Consider the following 18898-nt stretch of genomic DNA (forward strand, 5'->3'; position numbering starts at 1 on the left):
ACAGCCGAAAACTGCGAGGTACCTGCTTTTGTTGCAAAGAGGTAAACCTGCCGGGGAGCACACCGCCGGCAGGTTCGAGATACTGAATTAAAGACAGAAGCAGGGGCACACATCGTAACGGCCCGAAGCGTTGCTGCCGGCAGAGGGAGAACCACTCGAATCCACGCGAAGAAAGTCCTCTGGGTTACCCATATCCACTGTACGTTGCCACCATGTATCACCTGATGAAGGAATAGAGCCAGTAGCATTTACCTGTTTTACCTTCTTGAGGTACGTATTTTCACCGGTGTTTCTTTCCACTTTCCCAGACCAGTAAGCATACTGTTTGCCCTCACAAACAAGCCAGGGCTGTGCATGCAACCATCCATTGTTGCCGGTATAGACCGAACCAGTATGTTCGTAATAGCTTGCAATAAAGAGCTTGTCGCTGGAGATAGCCACGGTAGAATCATCTTTACTGTCCCACGTTGTGTTGTAGTACTTCTTGACAACAGCGATAGAATCTTGCAAGTCTTTCGGAACCTGTCCCCAGATGGCGTCAGTGTCGCTTCCGTAAAAGGGATTATCCTTACCGGGATTCATGTTTGCGCGTAGTTCGCTTGCACCCCAACCACCTGCATTGGTGGCGCTGTCTTCAACCAAGAGGCTGTTCATAGAATAAGGCGTATTGAGCAGATTCACGAACTGGAAGGTGAGGCCAGCCGTTTTGCAGTCGTCAGCAGCCGGTTCAGAAAGTTCATCATGGTTGATGCCAATGATGCGCACGTCATAGGGAGTACCCTTCCAGACGGTCTGGCAGGTGTAGGATGCGTCATCATTGAGATAGGCTTCGTATTGATTCCAGTAGGGTGAAGCTTTCTCGTTTTTGGATATATCTTCAGCATGTGCTTTGACTTCGGCAAGTGTGTAACAACGACCCGTGCTGTCCTTCAGATAAAAACTCGACCGCTCAAAGGTGCAAACTACAGAAGCAAGGTCTAACGACGTGATGGCGCCTTTAAGAACACCTGGATTCACCTTGGCATCAGCAAGTGTTTTGTCGTTGGTGAGATTTAAGCGAAAGATAAAAGAGGACAAAGTGTTAGGCAGGATGGTGAAAGCACTTGGATCATCAGGGATCTTATTATTTACGGAAGAGTTGTAGCCAAAGTGGACAGCTTTTTCTTCGGCACCCTCGGGATAGAGGCTGAATATCTTTTGGTCCAAAACATTATTCACAGCAGCACCGGAATTCGGCAGAAGAACAGTGCTGAGGAATTGCGACGTGCATTCGACTTGCGCAAGCTGTACAGGATAATCCATGTTGTTTCTAAATGATGCAAAGGACTTCATAGATTCGGGAGCTTTGCCCTCCGCTACATCGTAGGGGGCGTCTTGGCCAAAAGTGACATTCAAAGGGCTATCAACGCTGATTTGGGTGTCAGCACCAGCAAGATAGGCAGAGGGCAAGGGCACCTCGGAGTTAAGGATGGCGATGTCGGCCTCCCCTTCGGGGCTCGGAGCAACTTCCACCGTACGGGCTGCACGAGCGAGTTCGACACCCTCCAAGGAGAGAACGGTAGTGACATCAGTAGTTCCTGCTTTCTTGGCGCTGACGTAACCAGCATCTACTGATAAAGGAGCTGCGGCGTAGGAGAAGGAGGTCTCTACGGGGTCAGGCGCTTGGAGATTGCCGCCTTCTAGCAAGTCAGCCTCTTGACCGGCTTCGATAGTGAGAGGTTCTTCTGAAAGGGAGATGCCATAAGACATAAGGTGGTTGTTATCGGAGGGAAGGCCGGGATTCCAGAAATCCTCGGAGCCTGTAGGGACGTAGATCGAGACGTTGGTGCAGCCTGCGAGAGTATCGCTGGCGACTTCGGAAGTATTGAGAGCAACCACGCGCTCAAGTGATGAACAGGACGCGAAGGCGCGGGAGCCGATTGTCTCAATGCTGGTGGGAAGCCACACGTTTTTGAGGGACGTGGCTTCGAAAGCGTGCTCGCCGATGGCGCGGAGGGTGTTGGGGAACTCGATGGTTGAGAGGTTGGCGCAACCGGCGAAGGCGGCGTTGTTGATGGTGGCGATGGTTGAGGGGAGTTTGACACTCGTAAGGGAGCCGCGGTTTGCGAAAGAGTTCTCAGCTATGGTGCTCACGCGGTAAGGGACTCCGTTGATCTCGGCGGAGGCGGGGACTTCGAGGTTGGCCTCGGGGTCGTCTTTGCCTTGCCAGGAGACGGAGAGAGTGTAGTCGTCTAGTAGGGTGTAGGCTAGGCCGCTGGTTTCATTGGAGGCATCAGAGTTTGTCGTTGCACCAGGTTGAGCTGGTTCAGCGAAGTGCTGGAAGTCAGCGCTCTCCCAGATGGACTTGCGAGTTTCGAAGTCTTCACCTGCTGGAAGCGCCACAACAGCTGAGGCTTTGACCTCATCAGCGAAAGCTGTGGGGTCGATTGATTGAACGTTGCCCAACACCGTGATTGATGCAAGGTCTTTACAGCCAGCAAGCGCGTACTCGCCGATTGCCTCAGTCTCGGATGGCAACACGACGGCTTTCCCGTAAGCCGGCGGGCAGGCAACCAACGTCTTCATATTCTTTGAAAATAACATTCTGTCGTAGCTTGCAAATGCGGTGCTGCCATCCCCGAAAGAGAGTGAGGTACCCAGATGGCACAGGGACAATGCCTGGGCGGGAATGAATTTGGTAGAACCGGGGATGGTAACAGCACCCTCCTTGCCCTCGGGAATGAGCAGGAGATGCGAGTAATCCTTAGAGAAGATCATGCCGTCCAACGACGAAAAGCCCTCACACTTGGGGCTTATCTGGACATGCTTGAGTGACGAGCAACCTTTGAGCGCCTCGTCATTGATATCTTTGATTGTTTCAGGGAGAGAAAGAGACTCTACGCAAGAATCAGTGAATGCCCCCCCCCCCCGCAAGGGTTTTAACAGCAGTGACCGTATAAGTGTCGCTACCACTAGCAACCTGGGTGGGGACGGAGATGTTTTTGAGATCGGTGGCGTGGACGCCAACCAAAGAAACTGATGCGCCGTCTTCGTTTACTTCGAAAACAAGACCTTCAGACACAAAGGTGCCAAGTGTTGCTTTAGGAGTTCCTTGGACGAGTGGGAGTGATCCTGTGGTTTGGGATTCGAGAAGGGCGACCGAAGTCGCAAGAGATTCAGTACTGGTAGTTCCTGGGGTTTCGCCTTGGGCGGCTAGAGGCTCAGAAAGCCCCCCCCCCCCGGAGATTTTCGGATTCTGCGGTACCTGCGAAGGCAGGTAGTGGACCGGCAGCCAAAGCAAGCGTAAGCGTAGCTACGCATGCAACTTTGCCGTACCGTGTCATTCGGTTTCGCATGGTTATCCCTTGTCCTTTTGTAGTGCTTCTTCCCGTTTACACCGCCACGACATCGTTTCCCGGTCCGTCGCTTACATGCGGTATATAGTCGGCATAGTAGCACGCGATTTGGGATTGTGAAGAGTGACCTTTCTTGGCTGAAGCAAGGACAACCCCGTGTTGAATCCCTCATTCCCGCAGGTAGAACATCTCCCCTACACCGCAATAAGAGCCGTCTTTTAAACCTGCGCTCCTCCATTATTTCTCCACAAAGTATGCCACGGGGCGGCGTCCGCCGCCTCCGGAACTGCGCTAGCCTTCCAGGGCCTCGAGGCGGGCGACGACGGCTGATATCTGCACTTCCGGAGTGGAGGCGCCGGCGGTTACGCCTACGGTGAAGCAGCCGGCGAACCAGGTGGGGTCGATTTCTTCCGGCGACTCGATGTGGTGCGTGCGCGGACAGGCGGCGGCGCAGATGTCGGCGAGGCGCGTTGTGTTCGACGAGTTACGGCCACCGATAACCACAATGGCGTCCACCTTGTCGGCAAGCGCGGCGGCGGCCTCTTGGCGCTGGCGCGTGGCGAAGCAGATGGTGTTTTTCACCTCGGGCTGAATGCCGCGCGCTTCCAGTTCGGCCACGATGGCGTCGAGCGCTTCGCGCGTTTGCGTGGTTTGCACGACGATGCCCACGGGTGCTTCCAGGTGTGCCGGAAGGTCGGCGGGGCTGGCCACCACAACCACCTCTCCCCCAGCCTCGCGCGCGTGCGCAACCAGGCCTTCTACCTCAGGGTGGCCCTCTTCGCCCACCACAACCACACGGCCACAACGACGCGCGAGTTCAGCCGCCGCCTTTTGAGCGCGGGCGACATGGGGACAGGTGGCATCAATGAGCGGCAGGTCGCGCGCCACCACGGCGCGACGCACGGCGGGTGTGACACCATGGCTGCGGATGATGACAGCACCGCGCTCTACGTCATCAGGGCCTTCGACGGCGCGCACACCGCGCGCTTCCAGTTCGGCCACCACCTGCGGGTTGTGGATGAGCGGGCCCAGCGTGGACGCGCCCTCCCCTTCGCCCGCGGCCGCCACGGCCATATCAAGCGCGCGCTGTACGCCATAACACGCACCCGCGTGTTCCGCGAGGACCACCTTCATTTGGCCTCCTGAACTGGCGTGCTAGCAGGAGATTCAGCTGACGCCACACGGGATCCTTCGACTTCGCTCAGGATGACAGAAGAAGCTGCTGCACTTCCTTCGTCACTCTGGTTGACAGAAGGAGTTGCTCCACTTCCTTCGTTGCTCTGGTTGGCAGAGGGGGTTGCAGCGCTGATCTCGTTCTGGTTGGCGGAACGCGCTGCTTTCGCAGCTACCTTCGCTTCCAGTTCGGCTACCAGTTCTTCTGTGGTGTGGTCGGGGACAGGGTGTTCGGCGAACACAGCGGTGAAATCGCGGCCGCCGGGGAACAGGGCGGGCATGTCAACCTGGTCGCGGGGAATGCGCAGGGACAGCGCGAAGCATTCGCGCATGGCGTACCACGTGCACGCTTCCAGACGGTCGTCCTTCGGCAGGAAATCAAAATCGCTCACTACCACGGGGTTTCCGTACTCGATGGTGATTTTTGGGAAGCGCAAACGCTCGCCTTTACGCTTCACGTTCTCGGCGTTGCGCACCGTCATGGGCAGGATGGGTGCGTGCCCCATCTTCGCGATAAACGCAGCTCCGGAGTGAATTTCGGGCGTTTTCGTACCCTTGCCGCGGCGCGTACCCTCGGGCAGAATACCCACCAGTTCGTTGTTCTTCAGCATGCGCGTGGCGCGTTTAATGGCCGTGCGGTCGGCGGCGTCGCGCTTGACGGGGAATGCTCCCACGCGCGAGAGGATTTGCCCCACCAGCCCGTGCGCGTTGTCAAACAGGCTTTCGCGCCCCATGAAGCGCAGCCACTGCTGTGGGCGTGTGGCCAGATACATGAACGCCACGTCCAGAAACGAGGTGTGGTTCGCCACCACTACCACGCCGCTTTTGCCGTTGAAGCCGCGGATGCTCTGGCGGTTATCCACCCGAAAGCGGAAGCAGATTTTGAACACAAAGGTAAGGAAACCCCAGATGAGGTTACCCGACCAGTGGGGCGCTTGTTTTTCGTCCGACGTGCCGCCAAACGGCATGTCCCACATCTTTTCGTAGGGCATAAAAAGGCTCATCGCGCGTCTTCCCTCAGCTTACCGGCTGTCGCCGCACGGGATCCTTCGACTGCGCCGCCTTCGGCGGCTCCGCTCAGGATGACATGTTCCTTCTCGCGGGCCAGGGTGCAAATTTCGTCGATGACATCCTCGATGTAGCGGCCGGTGGAGTCCAGGTGAATGGCGTCGTCGGCGGCGCGCAGGGGCGACGTGGCGCGCGACGAGTCTATTTCGTCGCGACGGCGCAGGTCAGCCAGCACTTCGTCGAAGTCGATGGAACCGATGGAGCGATCGACGTTTTGACGCACGCGGCGATGCGCGCGCTCTTCGTCCGACGCCGTGAGAAACACCTTCACCGCTGCCTCGGGGAACACCACGGTACCAATGTCGCGGCCTTCCACCACGTAGTTACCCGCATGCCCGATGCGGCGCTGCTGCTCCACCAGCGCCTCGCGCACGGAGGGTGCTGCGGACACGGGGCTGACCGCGCGGTCGATGGCGGCCGTGCGGATGGCGTCGGTCACGTCAACACCCCCAATAAACACCTGTTTAGGGGCCGGGTTGCCCGGCTCGTGACCAAACGCAATGTCGTAGGTGCGCGCCAGCCGCCCGAGCGCCGCGTCGTCGTCGAGCGCCACACCGTCGGCCTGGGCACGCCAAGCCACCGCGCGATACATGGCGCCGGTATCCAGGCAGGAGAAGCCGAGCTTCTTCGCCACGGCCTTGGCAACCGTGGACTTGCCGGCCCCGCTAGGGCCGTCGATGGCGATGATCATCGCGCCAACCTTTCGATATCGTTAAGGAATCGGGGATAGCTAATTTTCACGGAGTCGAAGTTCTCCACCGCCACGGGCTCTTTGCCGCAGAGGCCCACCAATGCCCAGGTCATGGCCAAACGGTGGTCGCCCTTGGAGTCAAACGTAAGGTTCGGCGGGGTGGTGAGGTCCGGCTGACCTTCAATGTAGAGGTCGTTGCCGTCAACCCACGCATCCACGCCCAGAAGGCCAAGGCCCTCCACAATGGCCGCCAGGCGGTCGGTTTCCTTCACGCGCAGCTCGCTGACGTCGCGAAACACCGTAAGGCCGCGCGCATGAGCCGCCACAAGCGCAAGCACGGGCACCTCATCCACGATGGAGGCAATCTTTTCTGCGGGCACCTCGCAGCCGTGCAGGGCCGGCGTGTAGGCCACCGAAATGATGCCGATGGGCTCCTTGCCCGCCGCGCCGGTGTGGCGCACATTCACGTCGGCACCCATGCGCTCAAGCGTGCGCGTGAAGCCAATGCGCGCCGTGTTCAGGCTAACGTTTTCAATCTGCACGCTGCTGCCCGGCTTGAGTGCTGCGGCACAGGCGATGAACGCGGCGGACGACGGGTCGCCCGGCACGCGCACCTCGCAGGCCTTGAGCGTACAGGGGCCTTCCACGCTGGCCGTGCGGTCGGCGGCCGTGGTGGGCACGCCGAATTCGGGCAGCATGAGTTCGGTGTGGTTGCGCGAGGGCGCGGGCTCGTTTACGGTGGTGGTGCCGTTCGCGAACACGCCTGCCAGCAGCACGGCGGTTTTGAGCTGGGCCGATGCCATGGGCGCGTCGTAGGCGATGGCGCGCAGGCTGCGCGTACCGCGCTCTACCAGCGGCAGCGTTTCGCGCCCAGCGGGTTGGAAGCTGGCGCCCATTTTCATAAGAGGCGCGGTGATGCGGCGCATGGGGCGGCGCTGCAGCGATTCGTCGCCGGTGAGTTCCACTTCCACATCCCATGGGGCTAACACGCCCATGAGCAGGCGCGCCGTGGTGCCAGAGTTGCCACAGTCGATGGGCGCGTCGGGCTGCGCGGGCCCGTTCGCCCCCCACCCCGTGACACCGCCGGCCAGGCTACCGTCGGGTTGGCGCTCCAGCGTGGCTTCCGCCCCCAACTGGCGCACCGCCGAGATGGACGAGCGCACGTCGTCGGAGTCCAGCACGCCCGAGAGGCGCGAGGTGCCTTCCGCCATGGCCGCGAACAACACGGCGCGATGCGAGATGGACTTGTCTCCCGGCACCGAGGCGCTGCCGTGCAAAGGCGCGGGCAGCGGCGTTATGACGGCGTGGGATGGGGCGGGTGCGTCAGGCGACATGAGTGTGCTCCTTTGCCGTTAAGGGACTGAACGATACCGAGAACCCGGCGTTGATGAGCTGGGCGGACAGCTGGCCGATGTCGCCTTCGTCGGTGAGCACGAGGCTGAGAACGGCGCTGTCGGAGGTGATGTGATCGATCTCGATGGACTGGATGTTGCAGCCCACTGAACTGGTAATAGTGGTGACTTCGGCCACCACGCCCGGGCGGTCTTCCATGGGAATGCGCACTTCCAGCAGCCGCTCGGTGGAGGGCACCCAGGCCGCCGGCAGCGCACGGCGAGCCTCGGCAGCTTCGGCCAGAAGCGCGGTCATGCGACCGCGGTCACCAGCGTTGAGCGCAGCGGCGAACGAGCCGATGATGTCCTGCACTTCCGCCAGGCCATCGGCGAGCGCGTCGCGGTTGTCGAAGGCGATGCCGCACCAGAGCTCGGGCGAGCCCGCCGCAATGCGCGTAGAGTCCTTGAAGCCGCCGGCCGCCAGGCGCATGAGGGCCTGCTGGTCGTCGGCGTGGCGGCAGGCCAGCTGCATGAGCGAGGAGGCCATGAGGTGCGGCACGTGGCTGACCACGGCCACCGCTTCATCGTGATCTTCACGCGGCAGGGCAATCACGCGCGCGCCAAGCGAGGTGACCAGCTCGTGCAGGCGTGGGAAGTGTTCGGCCGGCGTGGCGGCGTCGGGACAGAGAATCCAGTGCGCGCCCTTAAAGAGGTCGGCACGCGCGCCTTCGATGCCGTTTACCTCCGAGCCCGCCATGGGATGGCCGGGCACGTAGTTTTCGGGGTGCGGCAACACGCGCGCGGCGATGGCGGACACGTGGGCCTTCGTGGAGGCCGTGTCGGTGATGATACCCTCGTAGCCCCAGGCGGCGAGGCTTTCAAAGTAGCCTTCCACCACCTGCACGGGCACGGCCAGCACTATGAGGTCGCAGCCGTTTTGAACGAATTCGCGAAACGCGGGGTCATCGGGCTTAACGGCGGCGTTGGCCCAGCCGAGCCGGACAGCTTCCGCGAGCGTGCGTTCGTCCACGTCAACGGCCAGAAGTTCCGTGTCCGGATGCGCCGCGCACACCGCCCCCGCAAACGATGCGCCCACAAGGCCGAAACCCACCACTGCTATCCGCTTGAAACTTCCGCTTTCCTCCTGCGTTGGTTGCTGCTGCGCCATGCGGCCCGCGCACCCCTCTCTCGTGTTATAGGTATGAACGTTTTTGCGCAGGGCCCTGCGAAATGGCCCCTTCGCGCATCATTCTAGCATTATTCTGTGTCGGCGACGGCAGCGCGCAAAGCTGCCTCTTCGGCAGGCTCAAGCAGACGCCACTCACCTCGCGGCAGGCCCTGCAATTCAACGGGTCCAAACGATTGGCGATGCAGCGCCAAAACCGGATGTCCCACCGCCGCAAGCATGCGCCTGACCTGGCGTTTTTTGCCTTCATGAAGGCCGATAAGCACCACGGAGCGCTCATTTGCGCGCTTAGAACACGCTTGCGCGTACTGCTTCGAGGCACCCGCCGGTGCAGTGCGCGGCACATCAAGCTGCGCGAGCGCCTGACACGCCGCTTCGCCTTCCAGAAGTTCCGCTTCGGCGGGAAGCGTGCGCCCGTCGTCGAGGTCAACACCTTCGCGCAGATGCGCGAGGGTTTCCGCGGTCGGGCGGCCCTCAACCAGCGCCAGGTAGCGCTTCGTCACGTGCCCACGCGGGCGCAGAAGCGCGTGACCCAGTTCGCCATCGGTGGAGAACAGCAGAAGCCCCGTGGTATCGCGGTCGAGCCGCCCCACCGGGAAGAGCCCCGGATGCGCGGCCGCCGGCACGAGTTCGGCCACGGTGGGACGGCCCTGCGGATCCGACATCGTAGTGACGTAGCCCACCGGCTTGTGCAGCATGAGCGTAACGGGGCCATCGGCCAGCCGCACCACGATGCCATCCACCGCCACCTCGTCCACCAGCGGATCCACCTTGCTGCCAAGCTCCGTAACCACGCGTCCGTTCACCGTGACGCGCCCGGCCGTCATGAGGTTTTCCGACCCGCGCCGGCTCGCCGCCCCCGCGCGCGCCAAAAACTTCTGCAAACGCATGGGAACTATGCGGTCATTTATTTTCTCACTCACTGGTCCTCCAAAGTCAGCGAGGCTTTTCGCAGTGCCCGAGATCGGCGCGTTTCGCGGCCGAGCGTGCTTCGCACGTGAGGGTAAGCGAAAAAGCGTCGAGATTGGGTGCTGCGGAAAGCCGCAGCGTCGGCATGTTCCGCCGTTCGGCAGAACGGCGGAACCTCAGTATTCGTCATCGGTTTCGAAGGTGAGGGAGTCGAAGTCGATCTTTTCTACCAGGCCGAAGCTGGAGGCCATGGCTTGGGCGAGCAGGCTCTGGGCGGCATCTGAGGCCGCTTCGTCCGCCGCGTCGTCCACGCGCGCGAAGAGTGCCTGGTCAGACGCAGCGTCGTCAGCGCCACCCAGCTGCTCACCCAGCGTGAGCGTGGATTCGCCTTCGCCATCGAAGTCGAACTGGACGCCTTCCAACTCATCCGCCCCTTCGCGCGGCTCTTCGGCGTGCACCGTCTCGCGCGTGGCGGACAGACGCTCGCGAATGAACGCGCGTGTTTCGTCATCGGGCGCGAACTGGTCCAAATCGGGCAAGTCGGCCGTCGAACGCAGCCCGAACTTCTCCAAAAAGGCGCGCGTCGTGGCATAGAGCACCGGGTTGCCCGGCGAGTCGGCCGTACCCGCTTCGCGCACGAGCCCCTTCTCCACCAGGGAGTTTATGGAGCTGTCGGAGTTCACGCCGCGCACGCTGGCCACGCCAGCACGCGTGACGGGCTGCGAGTACGCCACCACCGCAAGCGTTTCCATGGCGGCCTGCGAAAGCTTGCGCGTGTCCCACGACAGCACGTACTTCTCCACCAGCTCGTGATACACCGGGTGCGTGTACAAACGCCACCCGCCGGCCACTTCGCGCAGCTGAATACCGCGCTCTTCAGCCTCCAGGCGCGCGCGCAACTCCACGAGCGTTTGCTCCACCTCGGCCGGTTCCACCTCCAGCATGTCGGCCAGATCAATGGTGCCCACCGGCTCGTCGGTCACAAACAGCAGCGCCTCCACAGCACCCGCCAGCTGGCTTTTCTGCAAACCTTGGAACATGGCCGATTACTCCCCTTCTCCCACCGAAGTCAGCGCGTCGTCGCCCGTGAGCACCAGTTCGCCCGACCCTTCGATGTAGCGGATGTCGATGTCGCCGAATTGCTCGCGCTGCTCCACGTTCACCATGGCGCGCTTGTATAGCTCCAGCACCGCCAAAAACGTGACCACCACCACGGGCAGTGGCGTGCGATTGTCCACCAACTCCGAGAAGCGCAGGCGCTTTTTGTTGCGAATGCGCTGGTGAATGGCGCGTACGTGCACCTCCACCGGGATGGGTTTCGCGGCGATGTGCTCGGATTCCAGCAGGAACACCTCGCGGCGCGCGTAGGCGCGCGCAGCCAGAAGCGCCAGGCCATCCAGCGTGACGCCCTCCAGATAGTCGGGCATGAGGTTGAGGAAACACGCGTCGGGGCCGAACGGGCGCGCGTGCATGCGGCCCTCGGCCACGAAGCGAGCGAGCAGCGTGGAGGCCGCATTTTTGTACTGCTTGTACGTGAGCAGGCGCTCCACCAGCATGTCGCGCGCCTCGCTGGGCGCGAGTTCGGCGATGTCGTCGTCTACCGCATCGCGCTCGCGCGGCAGCAGGCTTTCGGCCTTAATTTCCAGAAGCGTGGACGCCACCAGCAGAAAGTCGCTGGCCACGTCCAAGTCGAGGTTGTCCATGCGCGACACTTCGGCCAGATACTGGTCGGCAATTTGCGTGATGGAGATAGCCCCAATGTCAACCTTCTGACGGCTGACCAGGTACAACAAGAGGTCAAACGGCCCCTCAAAGCTGTCTATGCGAACCTTGTACGACACGCGCGCCCGCTAACGACCAAACGAGAACAAGAGGTCGAACACGTTGCCCGCCGTGGCATCCAGATAGATGCCGATGGGGTTCACGTGCAGCACGTACGGCACCAGAATGACCACAATCATGAACAGGGGAAACGCATACTGCTGCACCTTGTAGTACTGCGGCAGGTACTTCTTCGGCAAAATAAACGCGAAGATGGACGAGCCATCGAGCGGCGGAATGGGCAGCAAGTTGAAGAACATAAGGTACAGGTTAATAAGCGAGAACATGGGCAAGAACATGGTGTAGAAATAATAGAACAGGTCGTTTTGCACCAGCTGCGCCACCGGCAACACCAGCCCAAGCACCGTGAACACCACCGCACCCACAATGGCCAGTACGAGGTTCGCCGCCGGGCCCGCCAGGCCTACGATGAGGTCGCCCTTGCGCGGGTCCTTGAAGTAGGCGGGGTTGTACGGCACCGGCTTCGCGTAACCAAACACCGGCATGCTCATAGCCATAAGCAGAAGCGGCATGATGACCGTACCGAAAGGGTCGATGTGCTTCAGCGGGTTCAGCGACAGCCGCCCCGCGCGCTGAGCCGTAGGGTCGCCCAGCTTGAAGGCCGCAAAACCATGCATGGCCTCGTGACACACGATGGCCGGCACGAAGCTGAGAATAGAGCAGATGAGATAGGGTATTGATATCATAATGCCGACCAGTCTAACGCAACCCACCCGCCCCGCGCCCCCCACCGATGAAATTTCACAAGAAGGGCCAGGGCGGAACATTGAATTCAGCGCGCGCAAAGCTGCTGCGCAAAGAAAAAACCACCGGGGATTGCCCGGTGGTTTGTAAGTTTCTGGTGGTCGCTACAGGATTTGAACCTGTGACCCCCGCCGTGTGAAGGCGATGCTCTCCCGCTGAGCCAAGCGACCACTTTCGTTGCTTCGTCGCAACGTGCTAGGATATTCTAGCGGCACTTCGCTAAGAGCGCAAGGGGGAATTTCGTCCGCCTGCGACGAATCTTCAAAACTCGCCGCCGCGGCAGCGCCGCCAAGCAGCAGCATTCGCGGCCGCCAGAGCGCTCCCCTTCTCCAGCGCTTGCCCGTCAACGCCTCCCCGTTCAGCCCGCCGCGAGTTGTGCGGATGATGTGTGGGACACTTTATTATGCGCCCACCCTCCGGAAATGCGCGCCGATAGCGTAGACTCAGTGCTGCGGCACAGTGTCGCATCGTTTCGGCAACTGGGGTGACGCGATCATCTTTGTTGTCAGTTTTGCCCTTCGGGGTAGGAAGTTAGGTTTTGTATGTCTACTGGTTCAGTTAAGTGGTTCAACGCGGAAAAGGGTTACGGCTTCATCTCTCAGGAGAACGGCGACGACTTGTTCGTCCACTTCAGTGAGATTCAGGGCGAAGGTTTCAAGAGCCTTGACGAAGGTGCAAGCGTCGAGTTTGTCGTCGCTGCCGGCGCCAACGGCAAAAGCCAGGCTACCCAGGTTCGCGCTCTGTAGAGCCACCGAAGTCTAGCATTCAAAAAGCGACCCGCGAGGGTCGCTTTTTTGTGCCCAAAGGCCAGTGACGCTCCCCCGGCGCTTACGCGTCGCCGCGAATTTCGCGTTCTGCGGCAAGCATGGACTCGTAGTTTTCTATCTTGTCATTCAGGCGGTCGAGGCCGGCTTGCATGTCGGCAATGCGTTGCTTCACCAAATCGCGCTGCTCTTCCAGCAACGCCTTGCGCGCGGCGGCCGTCTGTTCACCCTGCTCAAACAGCGCCATGTATTCAATCAGCGCCTCGATAGACACCCCCGCGCCGCGCATGCACTTCACAAACTGCACGCGTGCGCAATCCTGCTCGCCGTAGTCGCGCACGCCACTTGTGTTACGCGTGACGTTGGGCAGAAGACCAATGCGCTCGTAGTAGCGCAGCGTGTCGGCAGAAAGTCCGTAGCGCTTGCTCACTTCCGCAATTTTCATGGCTGCTCCTCTCCTTACGGCCCTATTGAACCACGTGGAGTGCACTCCAAGTCAAGGAAAATCATGAGGAAAGAAAGAACCCTACTGGTAGAAGTGGCGCGCAATGAAGACAACCACCACCATAAACGCAGCAGCAAGGAGCGAGCCCACCGAGGGCACGCCCGCTCGGCCCCGGTCGGGCACAGCAGAGGTGAGGTGCAGTTCGTCCACGCGAGTGTTGGGATTTCTGGTCATACGCGTCGCCTCCTTCGCTGGGTTGCTTCGTCCATTGTAGGAGCTTTCTGAGATCGCGCGCGCCGCTTCGCCGTGGGCGGCAACTTCGGCTATCATGAATGGTTGCGCTGCCTTGAGCCCTTGCCGCCGGGCGCGCATATCAAACCGTTCACACGCAACGCAGAAAGCACGCACGCATCATGATTATGCAGCTTGAACATATAGCAAAGTCGTTTGGAGGGCGCCAGCTCTTCCACAACGTGACGTTTCGCCTGGAAGAGTACGAGCGCCTGGCGCTGGTGGGCCCGAACGGCGCAGGCAAAACCACCCTGCTCAACATCATTTCCGGCCAGGAAGACGCCGACGAGGGCCGTGTGCTGTTCGCAAAGGGCGCGCGCGTGGGCTATCTGGAGCAGGAAGCCATCGAGATGGAGGATCAGCCCATCTTCGAGGAAGTCATGTCTTCCCAGGTAGAAGTGCTGGAAGCCGAGCGCCGCCTCTATAAATTGGAACACGAGCTGGGCGAAAACCCCACCGAGCAGCAGCTGGCGGCGGCGGGTCGGGCGCGCGACGCCTACGAGGTGCTGGGCGGCTACACCATTGAGGCGAAGGTGCGCAGCGTCATGTTCGGCCTTGGTTTCAAGGAAGACGATTTGCGCCGATCAACCACCGAATTCTCCGGCGGCTGGCAGATGCGCATTGCACTGGCGAAGCTACTCATTCGCAACCCTGAGGTACTGCTGCTCGACGAGCCCACCAACCACCTTGACCTGGAAAGCGTGAAGTGGCTCGAAGGCTTTTTGCGCGGCTATGCGGGCACCGTCATTGTGGTCAGCCACGACCGCGCGTTCATGGACAACATGGTGGATCGCGTGGCCGAAGTGGACAACGGCCAGGTGAACCTCTACAAAGGCAACTACTCCGCCTACCTGCGCGCCCGCGAAGAGCGCCTGGAGCGCCTGCGCGCCGAGAAAGTAAAGCAGGACGAAGAGATTGCCCACATGGAGGCCTTCATCGAGAAGTTCCGCTACAAGGCCACGAAAGCCAAACAGGTGCAGGACCGCGTGCGCAAGCTTGAGAGGATCAAGCGCATTGAACTGCCCGAGGAAAAGAAGACGGTGCACTTCAATTTCAAGCAGCCGCCGCGCACGGGCGACGAGGTAGTGCGCGCCCGCAACCTGGTGAAACGCTACGGCGACAAGACGGTATACGACGGCTTTGACTTCACGATGTATCGCGGCGACAAGATTGCGCTCGTGGGCCCGAACGGCGCCGGCAAGTCCACGCTGCTGAAGATGGTGGCCGGCGCGCTTGCGCCCGATGCGGGCACTATCGACTACGGCGTGCACGTGACAAAGACCTACTACGCGCAGCATCAGTTAGAGGAACTGCACCCCGGCAACACCGTGTTCGAGGAACTGGACCGCGTGGCACCGGGCTGGACTATCTCGCAGGTGCGCACGCTTCTGGGCGCGTTTCTGTTTGTGGGCGATGACGTGGACAAACGCGTCAGCGTGCTCTCGGGCGGCGAGAAGAGCCGCTTGGCGCTGGCGAAGATGTTGGTGGCGCCGCGGCCGCTATTGTGCCTCGACGAGCCGACGAACCACTTGGACATTGCGAGCGCCGACATTTTGGAGCAGGCGCTCAAGGCGTTTGAGGGCACCATCCTGTTCATCACGCACGACCGGCACCTCATCCGCGGCGTGGCGAACCGCATTGTGGAGGTGGAACCCGGCCGCGTGACCAACTACGACGGCGACTACGACTATTACCTGTTCAAGAGCGGACAGCTGGACGGCCCCGCGCCGGAGGAACGCTCGCTTGTGGACGAGGTGATGGAAGAGAGCGCAGGCAGCAAGGCGGCCAAGAGCTCGAAGAGCGGCGGGTCGAAGACGGTGGTGAACGTGAACCGCCGTGAACGCGGAGGTTCTGCGGGCGCGAGCAAGGCTGCCGCTGTGGAGTTGACCGCGCCGCGCGAGAGCGCTCCCAAGACCAAAGAGCAGAAGCGCCGTGAGGCCGAGGCGCGCAACCGCGCCTACGCCGCGCTCAAGAACCACCGCAAGCGCATCGCCGAACTCGACCGCCAGATGGAGGCCGACAACGCGCGCATGGCTGAGCTTCTGGAAATGATGGCCGACCCGGACTTCTACATCAACGAGGACGCTTCATCGGATGCCGTGGCGGAGCACGCAAAGTTGAAGCAGCGGTTGGCCGCGGCGGAAGAAGAATGGTTTACGCTCACTGAAGAGCTCGAGGAAGAGATGGCGAAGCAGGCGGAAAGCTTGTAGGGGCTTCTGATGGGGCATGCCCAGTCGCTCGGACAGTCCTGGCTCGCACGAAACGCCCACTGGGCGTTTCGGCTCGTGCGGAACTCGCTTGGTGGGCACGCCCCATCAGAAGCCAGGGAGATTTACGCTGCTTCGACATCGCTTCCTCGACTCTTCGCTCGCTGTGGGGAAGGGCGACCTGCTTGTAGATTTCAATAGGACAAGGGCTCTGCCCTTGCCGTCGGCCTCGTTTCACCTGCGGGTTTAGTAGTGCCGACAGCCCATCGGAGGGAGGGGTTAAACATGCTCAATATTGTGTTGGTAGAGCCGGAGATTCCTCAGAATACGGGGAATATTGCACGCACGTGTGCGTGTGTGGGGGCTCGGTTGCATGTGGTGGAGCCGATGGGGTTTCGCCTGACGCAGAAGCAGCTGGCTCGCGCTGGCTGCGACTATTGGGATCAAGTGGAAGTCGTGCGCTGGGCCTGTGCCGATGCGTTCTTTGAGGCACATAGCAAAGACGAGTTGCACCTGTTCACGGGGCGCGCCGAACGCTCCTTTGCTGACGTCTCGTTTGGAGCGGACGCATTTTTGGTGTTTGGGCGCGAGAGCCGCGGGCTTGATGAGAGCATTCTCGATGCCTATGCCAACCGCTGCGTGCGCATTCCCATGCGCGAGGGACTGCGCAGTCTCAACCTGAGCAACGCCGTCGCCATAGCCACCTACGAAGCCCTCCGCCAACAAGGCTTCCCCAACCTACTCTAGGGAGTGTGGCGCCGCACTTAGCTGAGGTATGCAGCGACGCTATAGCCTGTTATTAAATACCAGGCGGTGGCGCTCAACAAAAAGATGATCACGACCGCAGCAATGATATAGCCCCACCAGCCCTCAGGTGGTGCCTTTTCAATTGCCTTGTCGATAAAGACATTGAGCGTCGGGCTTTTTCGCATCAAACCCTCAACAGGCTCCACCAGAACAGAGCACAGATGCGCAATCAGCAATAAGAGGGGAAAATAGAGTATGGCCAAGATGGCTGGGCTAGTGAGAATCGCCACCCAATGGGGATTTAGTATACTTGTGAGCCATTCAAACATGGTAGTCCTCACTCTCTCACACGTGGTGAAGATACCTCGTATTTTACCACGTTTTCACGCAAAAGTCCTGTTCGTAAGGAGCAAAGCTCATTGCTTGGTGGGGCTATCACTTCAGTCCAACTACCAGCATTTACTCAAAAGAAAAGCCGGAAACGCGTGGTTTCCGGCTTCAAGATATCTCTGGTGGGCCCAGCAGGACTCGAACCTGCAACCAAGGGATTATGAGTCCCCTGCTCCGCCATTGAGCTATAGGCCCGCGCGCGAAGCGCTCGGCTATTCTATCCCAAATGGACGGGAAATATCAAACAGCACGCACTTCCTTCGCGAAAAAACACGTGACAGCGCAGCCAACAGCACCCGTCAACGCCCGAGCGCCGTCAGCGCAGTTCGTTCGCCCTAGTACACCATTCCCATGGTCTCGCGCACCTCATCAAGCGTGGCGTTTGCAATCTCGTTGGCGCGGCGGTTGCCCTCGTGCAGCACATCCTCGATATACGCCATGTCGCCCAGCAGTTCCTCGCGACGCGCGCGAATGGGAGCCAGGTAGGTGTTGACGCTTTCGGTGACGTACTTCTTCAGCGCGCCCGAACCGCCCTCGCCAATCTCGGCAGCGATGTCCACTTCTGTGCGACCCGTGCACAGCGCCGCCGTGGTCAGCAGCGCGGACACACCCGGGCGATTGTCGAAGTCATACGTGATGTTACGGTCGGAGTCGGTCTGCGACTTCTTGATGAGCTTCGCCGTTTCCGCATCCGTGGCCGAAAGGCTAATAGCGTTGCCATAGCTCTTCGACATCTTGCGGCCGTCGAGACCCGGAATAGCCGGCGCATCATTCAACAGGCCATCGGGCTCGGGGAACACGTGTCCGTAGCGCTCGTTGAAGCGGCGCGCAATCTGGCGCGTCTGCTCGATGTGCGGCATCTGGTCCTTGCCCACGGGCACAATGTTGCCCTTGCAGAACAGGATGTCGCACGCCTGGTGCACGGGATATGTCAGCAAAAGCCCCGACAACACGTGGCCCGACGCGTCCTGCTCGGCCTTCACCGTGGGGTTGCGCAACAGCTCGGCCTCAGTCACAAGCGACAAGAACGGCAGCATGAGTTGGTTCAGCGCCGGCACCGCCGAATGCGTGAAGATGATGGTCTTCTCCGGGTCGATGCCGCAGGCCAGGTAGTCCACCACCATGTTGCGCACGTTGTCGGCGATGTGCTCGGTGGTGTCGCGGTCGGTGATAACCTGGTAATCGGCAATGATGATACGGCTGGTCACGCCCAGGTTTTGCAGCGCCACGCGCTCGCGGATGGTGCCGAAGTAGTGGCCCAAGTGCAGCCGCCCCGTGGGGCGGTCGCCAGTCAGCATAGTGTACTTTTCGGGATGTACGGGCAAGTCGGCGCGGATTTCGTCGGAGCGCTTGCGGCTGGCTTCGTAGCTGTCGATGCTCATAGCAGTATCTCTTTCGGTCGTGCGTACGGATTTCGTCGTCGCACCAGTATAGCGAATCATCCGCCGCCCTGGTCCTTATAATAGTGAGAGTGCGCGCAGAAAGAAACTTGAGCCCCAGGATGAAGGCGAACCCAACGCGGAATACGGCATCAGTTTCCGTCCCAAAAAAAATCGAACCCCCGAAGGGGTTCGAACAAGATTCAAATGGCTCCCCGGGTAGGATTCGAACCTACAACCCTCCGGTTAACAGCCGGATGCTCTGCCGTTGAGCTACCGAGGAATGGAGCCGTGCGCTTTTCCTTCTCGGAACGCGCAAGTGAAGATTATACCGGAACACGTTCTTTGCGCAAGACCGAATTTTAGCAAGTTTTCAAGCAACTCCAAAACGGTCGA

17 protein-coding genes, 3 tRNA genes and 1 pseudogene are annotated in these 18898 nt (G+C 60.4%); 3 read left to right on the forward strand and 18 right to left on the reverse strand.

The window, feature by feature from the left end:
* Positions 1–87: 87 nt before the first annotated feature.
* From QNJ86_RS12935 to QNJ86_RS12985, 12 genes and pseudogenes are all read right to left on the reverse strand, one after another.
* Entirely contained in the window at positions 88–2757 is a 2670-nt protein-coding gene (locus QNJ86_RS12935; protein ID WP_283833085.1) for a leucine-rich repeat protein, read from the reverse strand.
* 33 nt (positions 2758–2790) lie between these two features.
* A pseudogene (locus tag QNJ86_RS13960) lies at positions 2791–2952 on the reverse strand (hypothetical protein); the annotation flags it as partial.
* Positions 2953–3626: 674 nt separating this feature from the next.
* On the reverse strand, positions 3627–4469 hold the full coding sequence (gene ispH / locus QNJ86_RS12940) for a 4-hydroxy-3-methylbut-2-enyl diphosphate reductase (RefSeq protein WP_283833061.1): 843 nt from the start codon (positions 4467–4469) through the stop codon (positions 3627–3629).
* Positions 4466–5500: a lysophospholipid acyltransferase family protein gene (locus QNJ86_RS12945; RefSeq protein WP_283833062.1), complete on the reverse strand. Its 1035-nt coding sequence runs from the start codon at positions 5498–5500 to the stop codon at positions 4466–4468. The genes ispH and QNJ86_RS12945 overlap by 4 nt, the downstream gene beginning before the upstream one ends.
* Positions 5501–5508: 8 nt before the next feature.
* Complete coding sequence (gene cmk, locus QNJ86_RS12950; RefSeq protein WP_283833063.1) at positions 5509–6267, reverse strand: (d)CMP kinase; 759 nt, start codon at positions 6265–6267, stop codon at positions 5509–5511.
* On the reverse strand, positions 6264–7601 hold the full coding sequence (gene aroA, locus QNJ86_RS12955; protein ID WP_283833064.1) for a 3-phosphoshikimate 1-carboxyvinyltransferase: 1338 nt from the start codon (positions 7599–7601) through the stop codon (positions 6264–6266). The genes cmk and aroA overlap by 4 nt, the downstream gene beginning before the upstream one ends.
* A complete protein-coding gene (locus QNJ86_RS12960; RefSeq protein WP_283833065.1) occupies positions 7591–8766 on the reverse strand; it encodes a prephenate dehydrogenase/arogenate dehydrogenase family protein in 1176 nt (391 codons plus the stop codon). The genes aroA and QNJ86_RS12960 overlap by 11 nt, the downstream gene beginning before the upstream one ends.
* Positions 8767–8855: 89 nt before the next feature.
* Positions 8856–9674, reverse strand: a complete 819-nt coding sequence (locus QNJ86_RS12965; RefSeq protein WP_283833066.1) for a pseudouridine synthase — start codon at positions 9672–9674, stop codon at positions 8856–8858.
* Positions 9675–9869: 195 nt separating this feature from the next.
* On the reverse strand, positions 9870–10733 hold the full coding sequence (gene scpB / locus QNJ86_RS12970) for an SMC-Scp complex subunit ScpB (protein ID WP_283833067.1): 864 nt from the start codon (positions 10731–10733) through the stop codon (positions 9870–9872).
* Between the two features lie 6 nt (positions 10734–10739).
* Entirely contained in the window at positions 10740–11534 is a 795-nt protein-coding gene (locus QNJ86_RS12975) for a segregation and condensation protein A (RefSeq protein ID WP_283833068.1), read from the reverse strand.
* A 9-nt stretch (positions 11535–11543) separates the two neighbouring features.
* On the reverse strand, positions 11544–12221 hold the full coding sequence (locus QNJ86_RS12980; protein WP_283833069.1) for a site-2 protease family protein: 678 nt from the start codon (positions 12219–12221) through the stop codon (positions 11544–11546).
* A 153-nt stretch (positions 12222–12374) separates the two neighbouring features.
* Positions 12375–12449, reverse strand: a tRNA-Val gene (locus QNJ86_RS12985).
* 372 nt (positions 12450–12821) lie between these two features.
* Here QNJ86_RS12985 and QNJ86_RS12990 point away from each other — a divergent pair.
* Entirely contained in the window at positions 12822–13025 is a 204-nt protein-coding gene (locus tag QNJ86_RS12990; RefSeq protein ID WP_283833070.1) for a cold-shock protein, read from the forward strand.
* An 82-nt stretch (positions 13026–13107) separates the two neighbouring features.
* On the opposite strand, the gene QNJ86_RS12995 is transcribed toward QNJ86_RS12990, so the two are convergent.
* Positions 13108–13488: a MerR family transcriptional regulator gene (locus tag QNJ86_RS12995; protein WP_283833071.1), complete on the reverse strand. Its 381-nt coding sequence runs from the start codon at positions 13486–13488 to the stop codon at positions 13108–13110.
* An 81-nt stretch (positions 13489–13569) separates the two neighbouring features.
* Positions 13570–13722: a hypothetical protein gene (locus QNJ86_RS13000; protein ID WP_283833072.1), complete on the reverse strand. Its 153-nt coding sequence runs from the start codon at positions 13720–13722 to the stop codon at positions 13570–13572.
* Positions 13723–13901: 179 nt separating this feature from the next.
* On the opposite strand from QNJ86_RS13000, the gene QNJ86_RS13005 reads away from it, so the two are divergent.
* The gene (locus QNJ86_RS13005; protein ID WP_283833073.1) at positions 13902–15989 is read left to right on the forward strand and encodes an ABC-F family ATP-binding cassette domain-containing protein; all 2088 of its coding nucleotides are present in this window, start codon (positions 13902–13904) and stop codon (positions 15987–15989) included.
* A 282-nt stretch (positions 15990–16271) separates the two neighbouring features.
* Positions 16272–16733, forward strand: coding sequence for a tRNA (cytidine(34)-2'-O)-methyltransferase (locus tag QNJ86_RS13010; protein WP_283833074.1), 462 nt, complete (start codon positions 16272–16274; stop codon positions 16731–16733).
* Positions 16734–16750: 17 nt separating this feature from the next.
* Here the strand turns inward: QNJ86_RS13010 and QNJ86_RS13015 are convergent, their stop codons facing one another.
* The 4 genes from QNJ86_RS13015 to QNJ86_RS13030 form a co-directional block, all read right to left on the reverse strand.
* Positions 16751–17062, reverse strand: coding sequence for a hypothetical protein (locus QNJ86_RS13015; RefSeq protein ID WP_283833075.1), 312 nt, complete (start codon positions 17060–17062; stop codon positions 16751–16753).
* A gap of 181 nt (positions 17063–17243) precedes the next feature.
* Positions 17244–17318: transfer RNA gene (locus QNJ86_RS13020), tRNA-Ile, on the reverse strand.
* Positions 17319–17458: 140 nt separating this feature from the next.
* Complete coding sequence (gene trpS / locus QNJ86_RS13025; RefSeq protein ID WP_283833076.1) at positions 17459–18505, reverse strand: tryptophan--tRNA ligase; 1047 nt, start codon at positions 18503–18505, stop codon at positions 17459–17461.
* Positions 18506–18710: 205 nt separating this feature from the next.
* Positions 18711–18785: transfer RNA gene (locus QNJ86_RS13030), tRNA-Asn, on the reverse strand.
* Positions 18786–18898 lie beyond the last annotated feature (113 nt).

Source organism: Gordonibacter faecis (assembly GCF_030077735.1).
Classification (GTDB): Bacteria; Actinomycetota; Coriobacteriia; order Coriobacteriales; family Eggerthellaceae; genus Gordonibacter; species Gordonibacter faecis.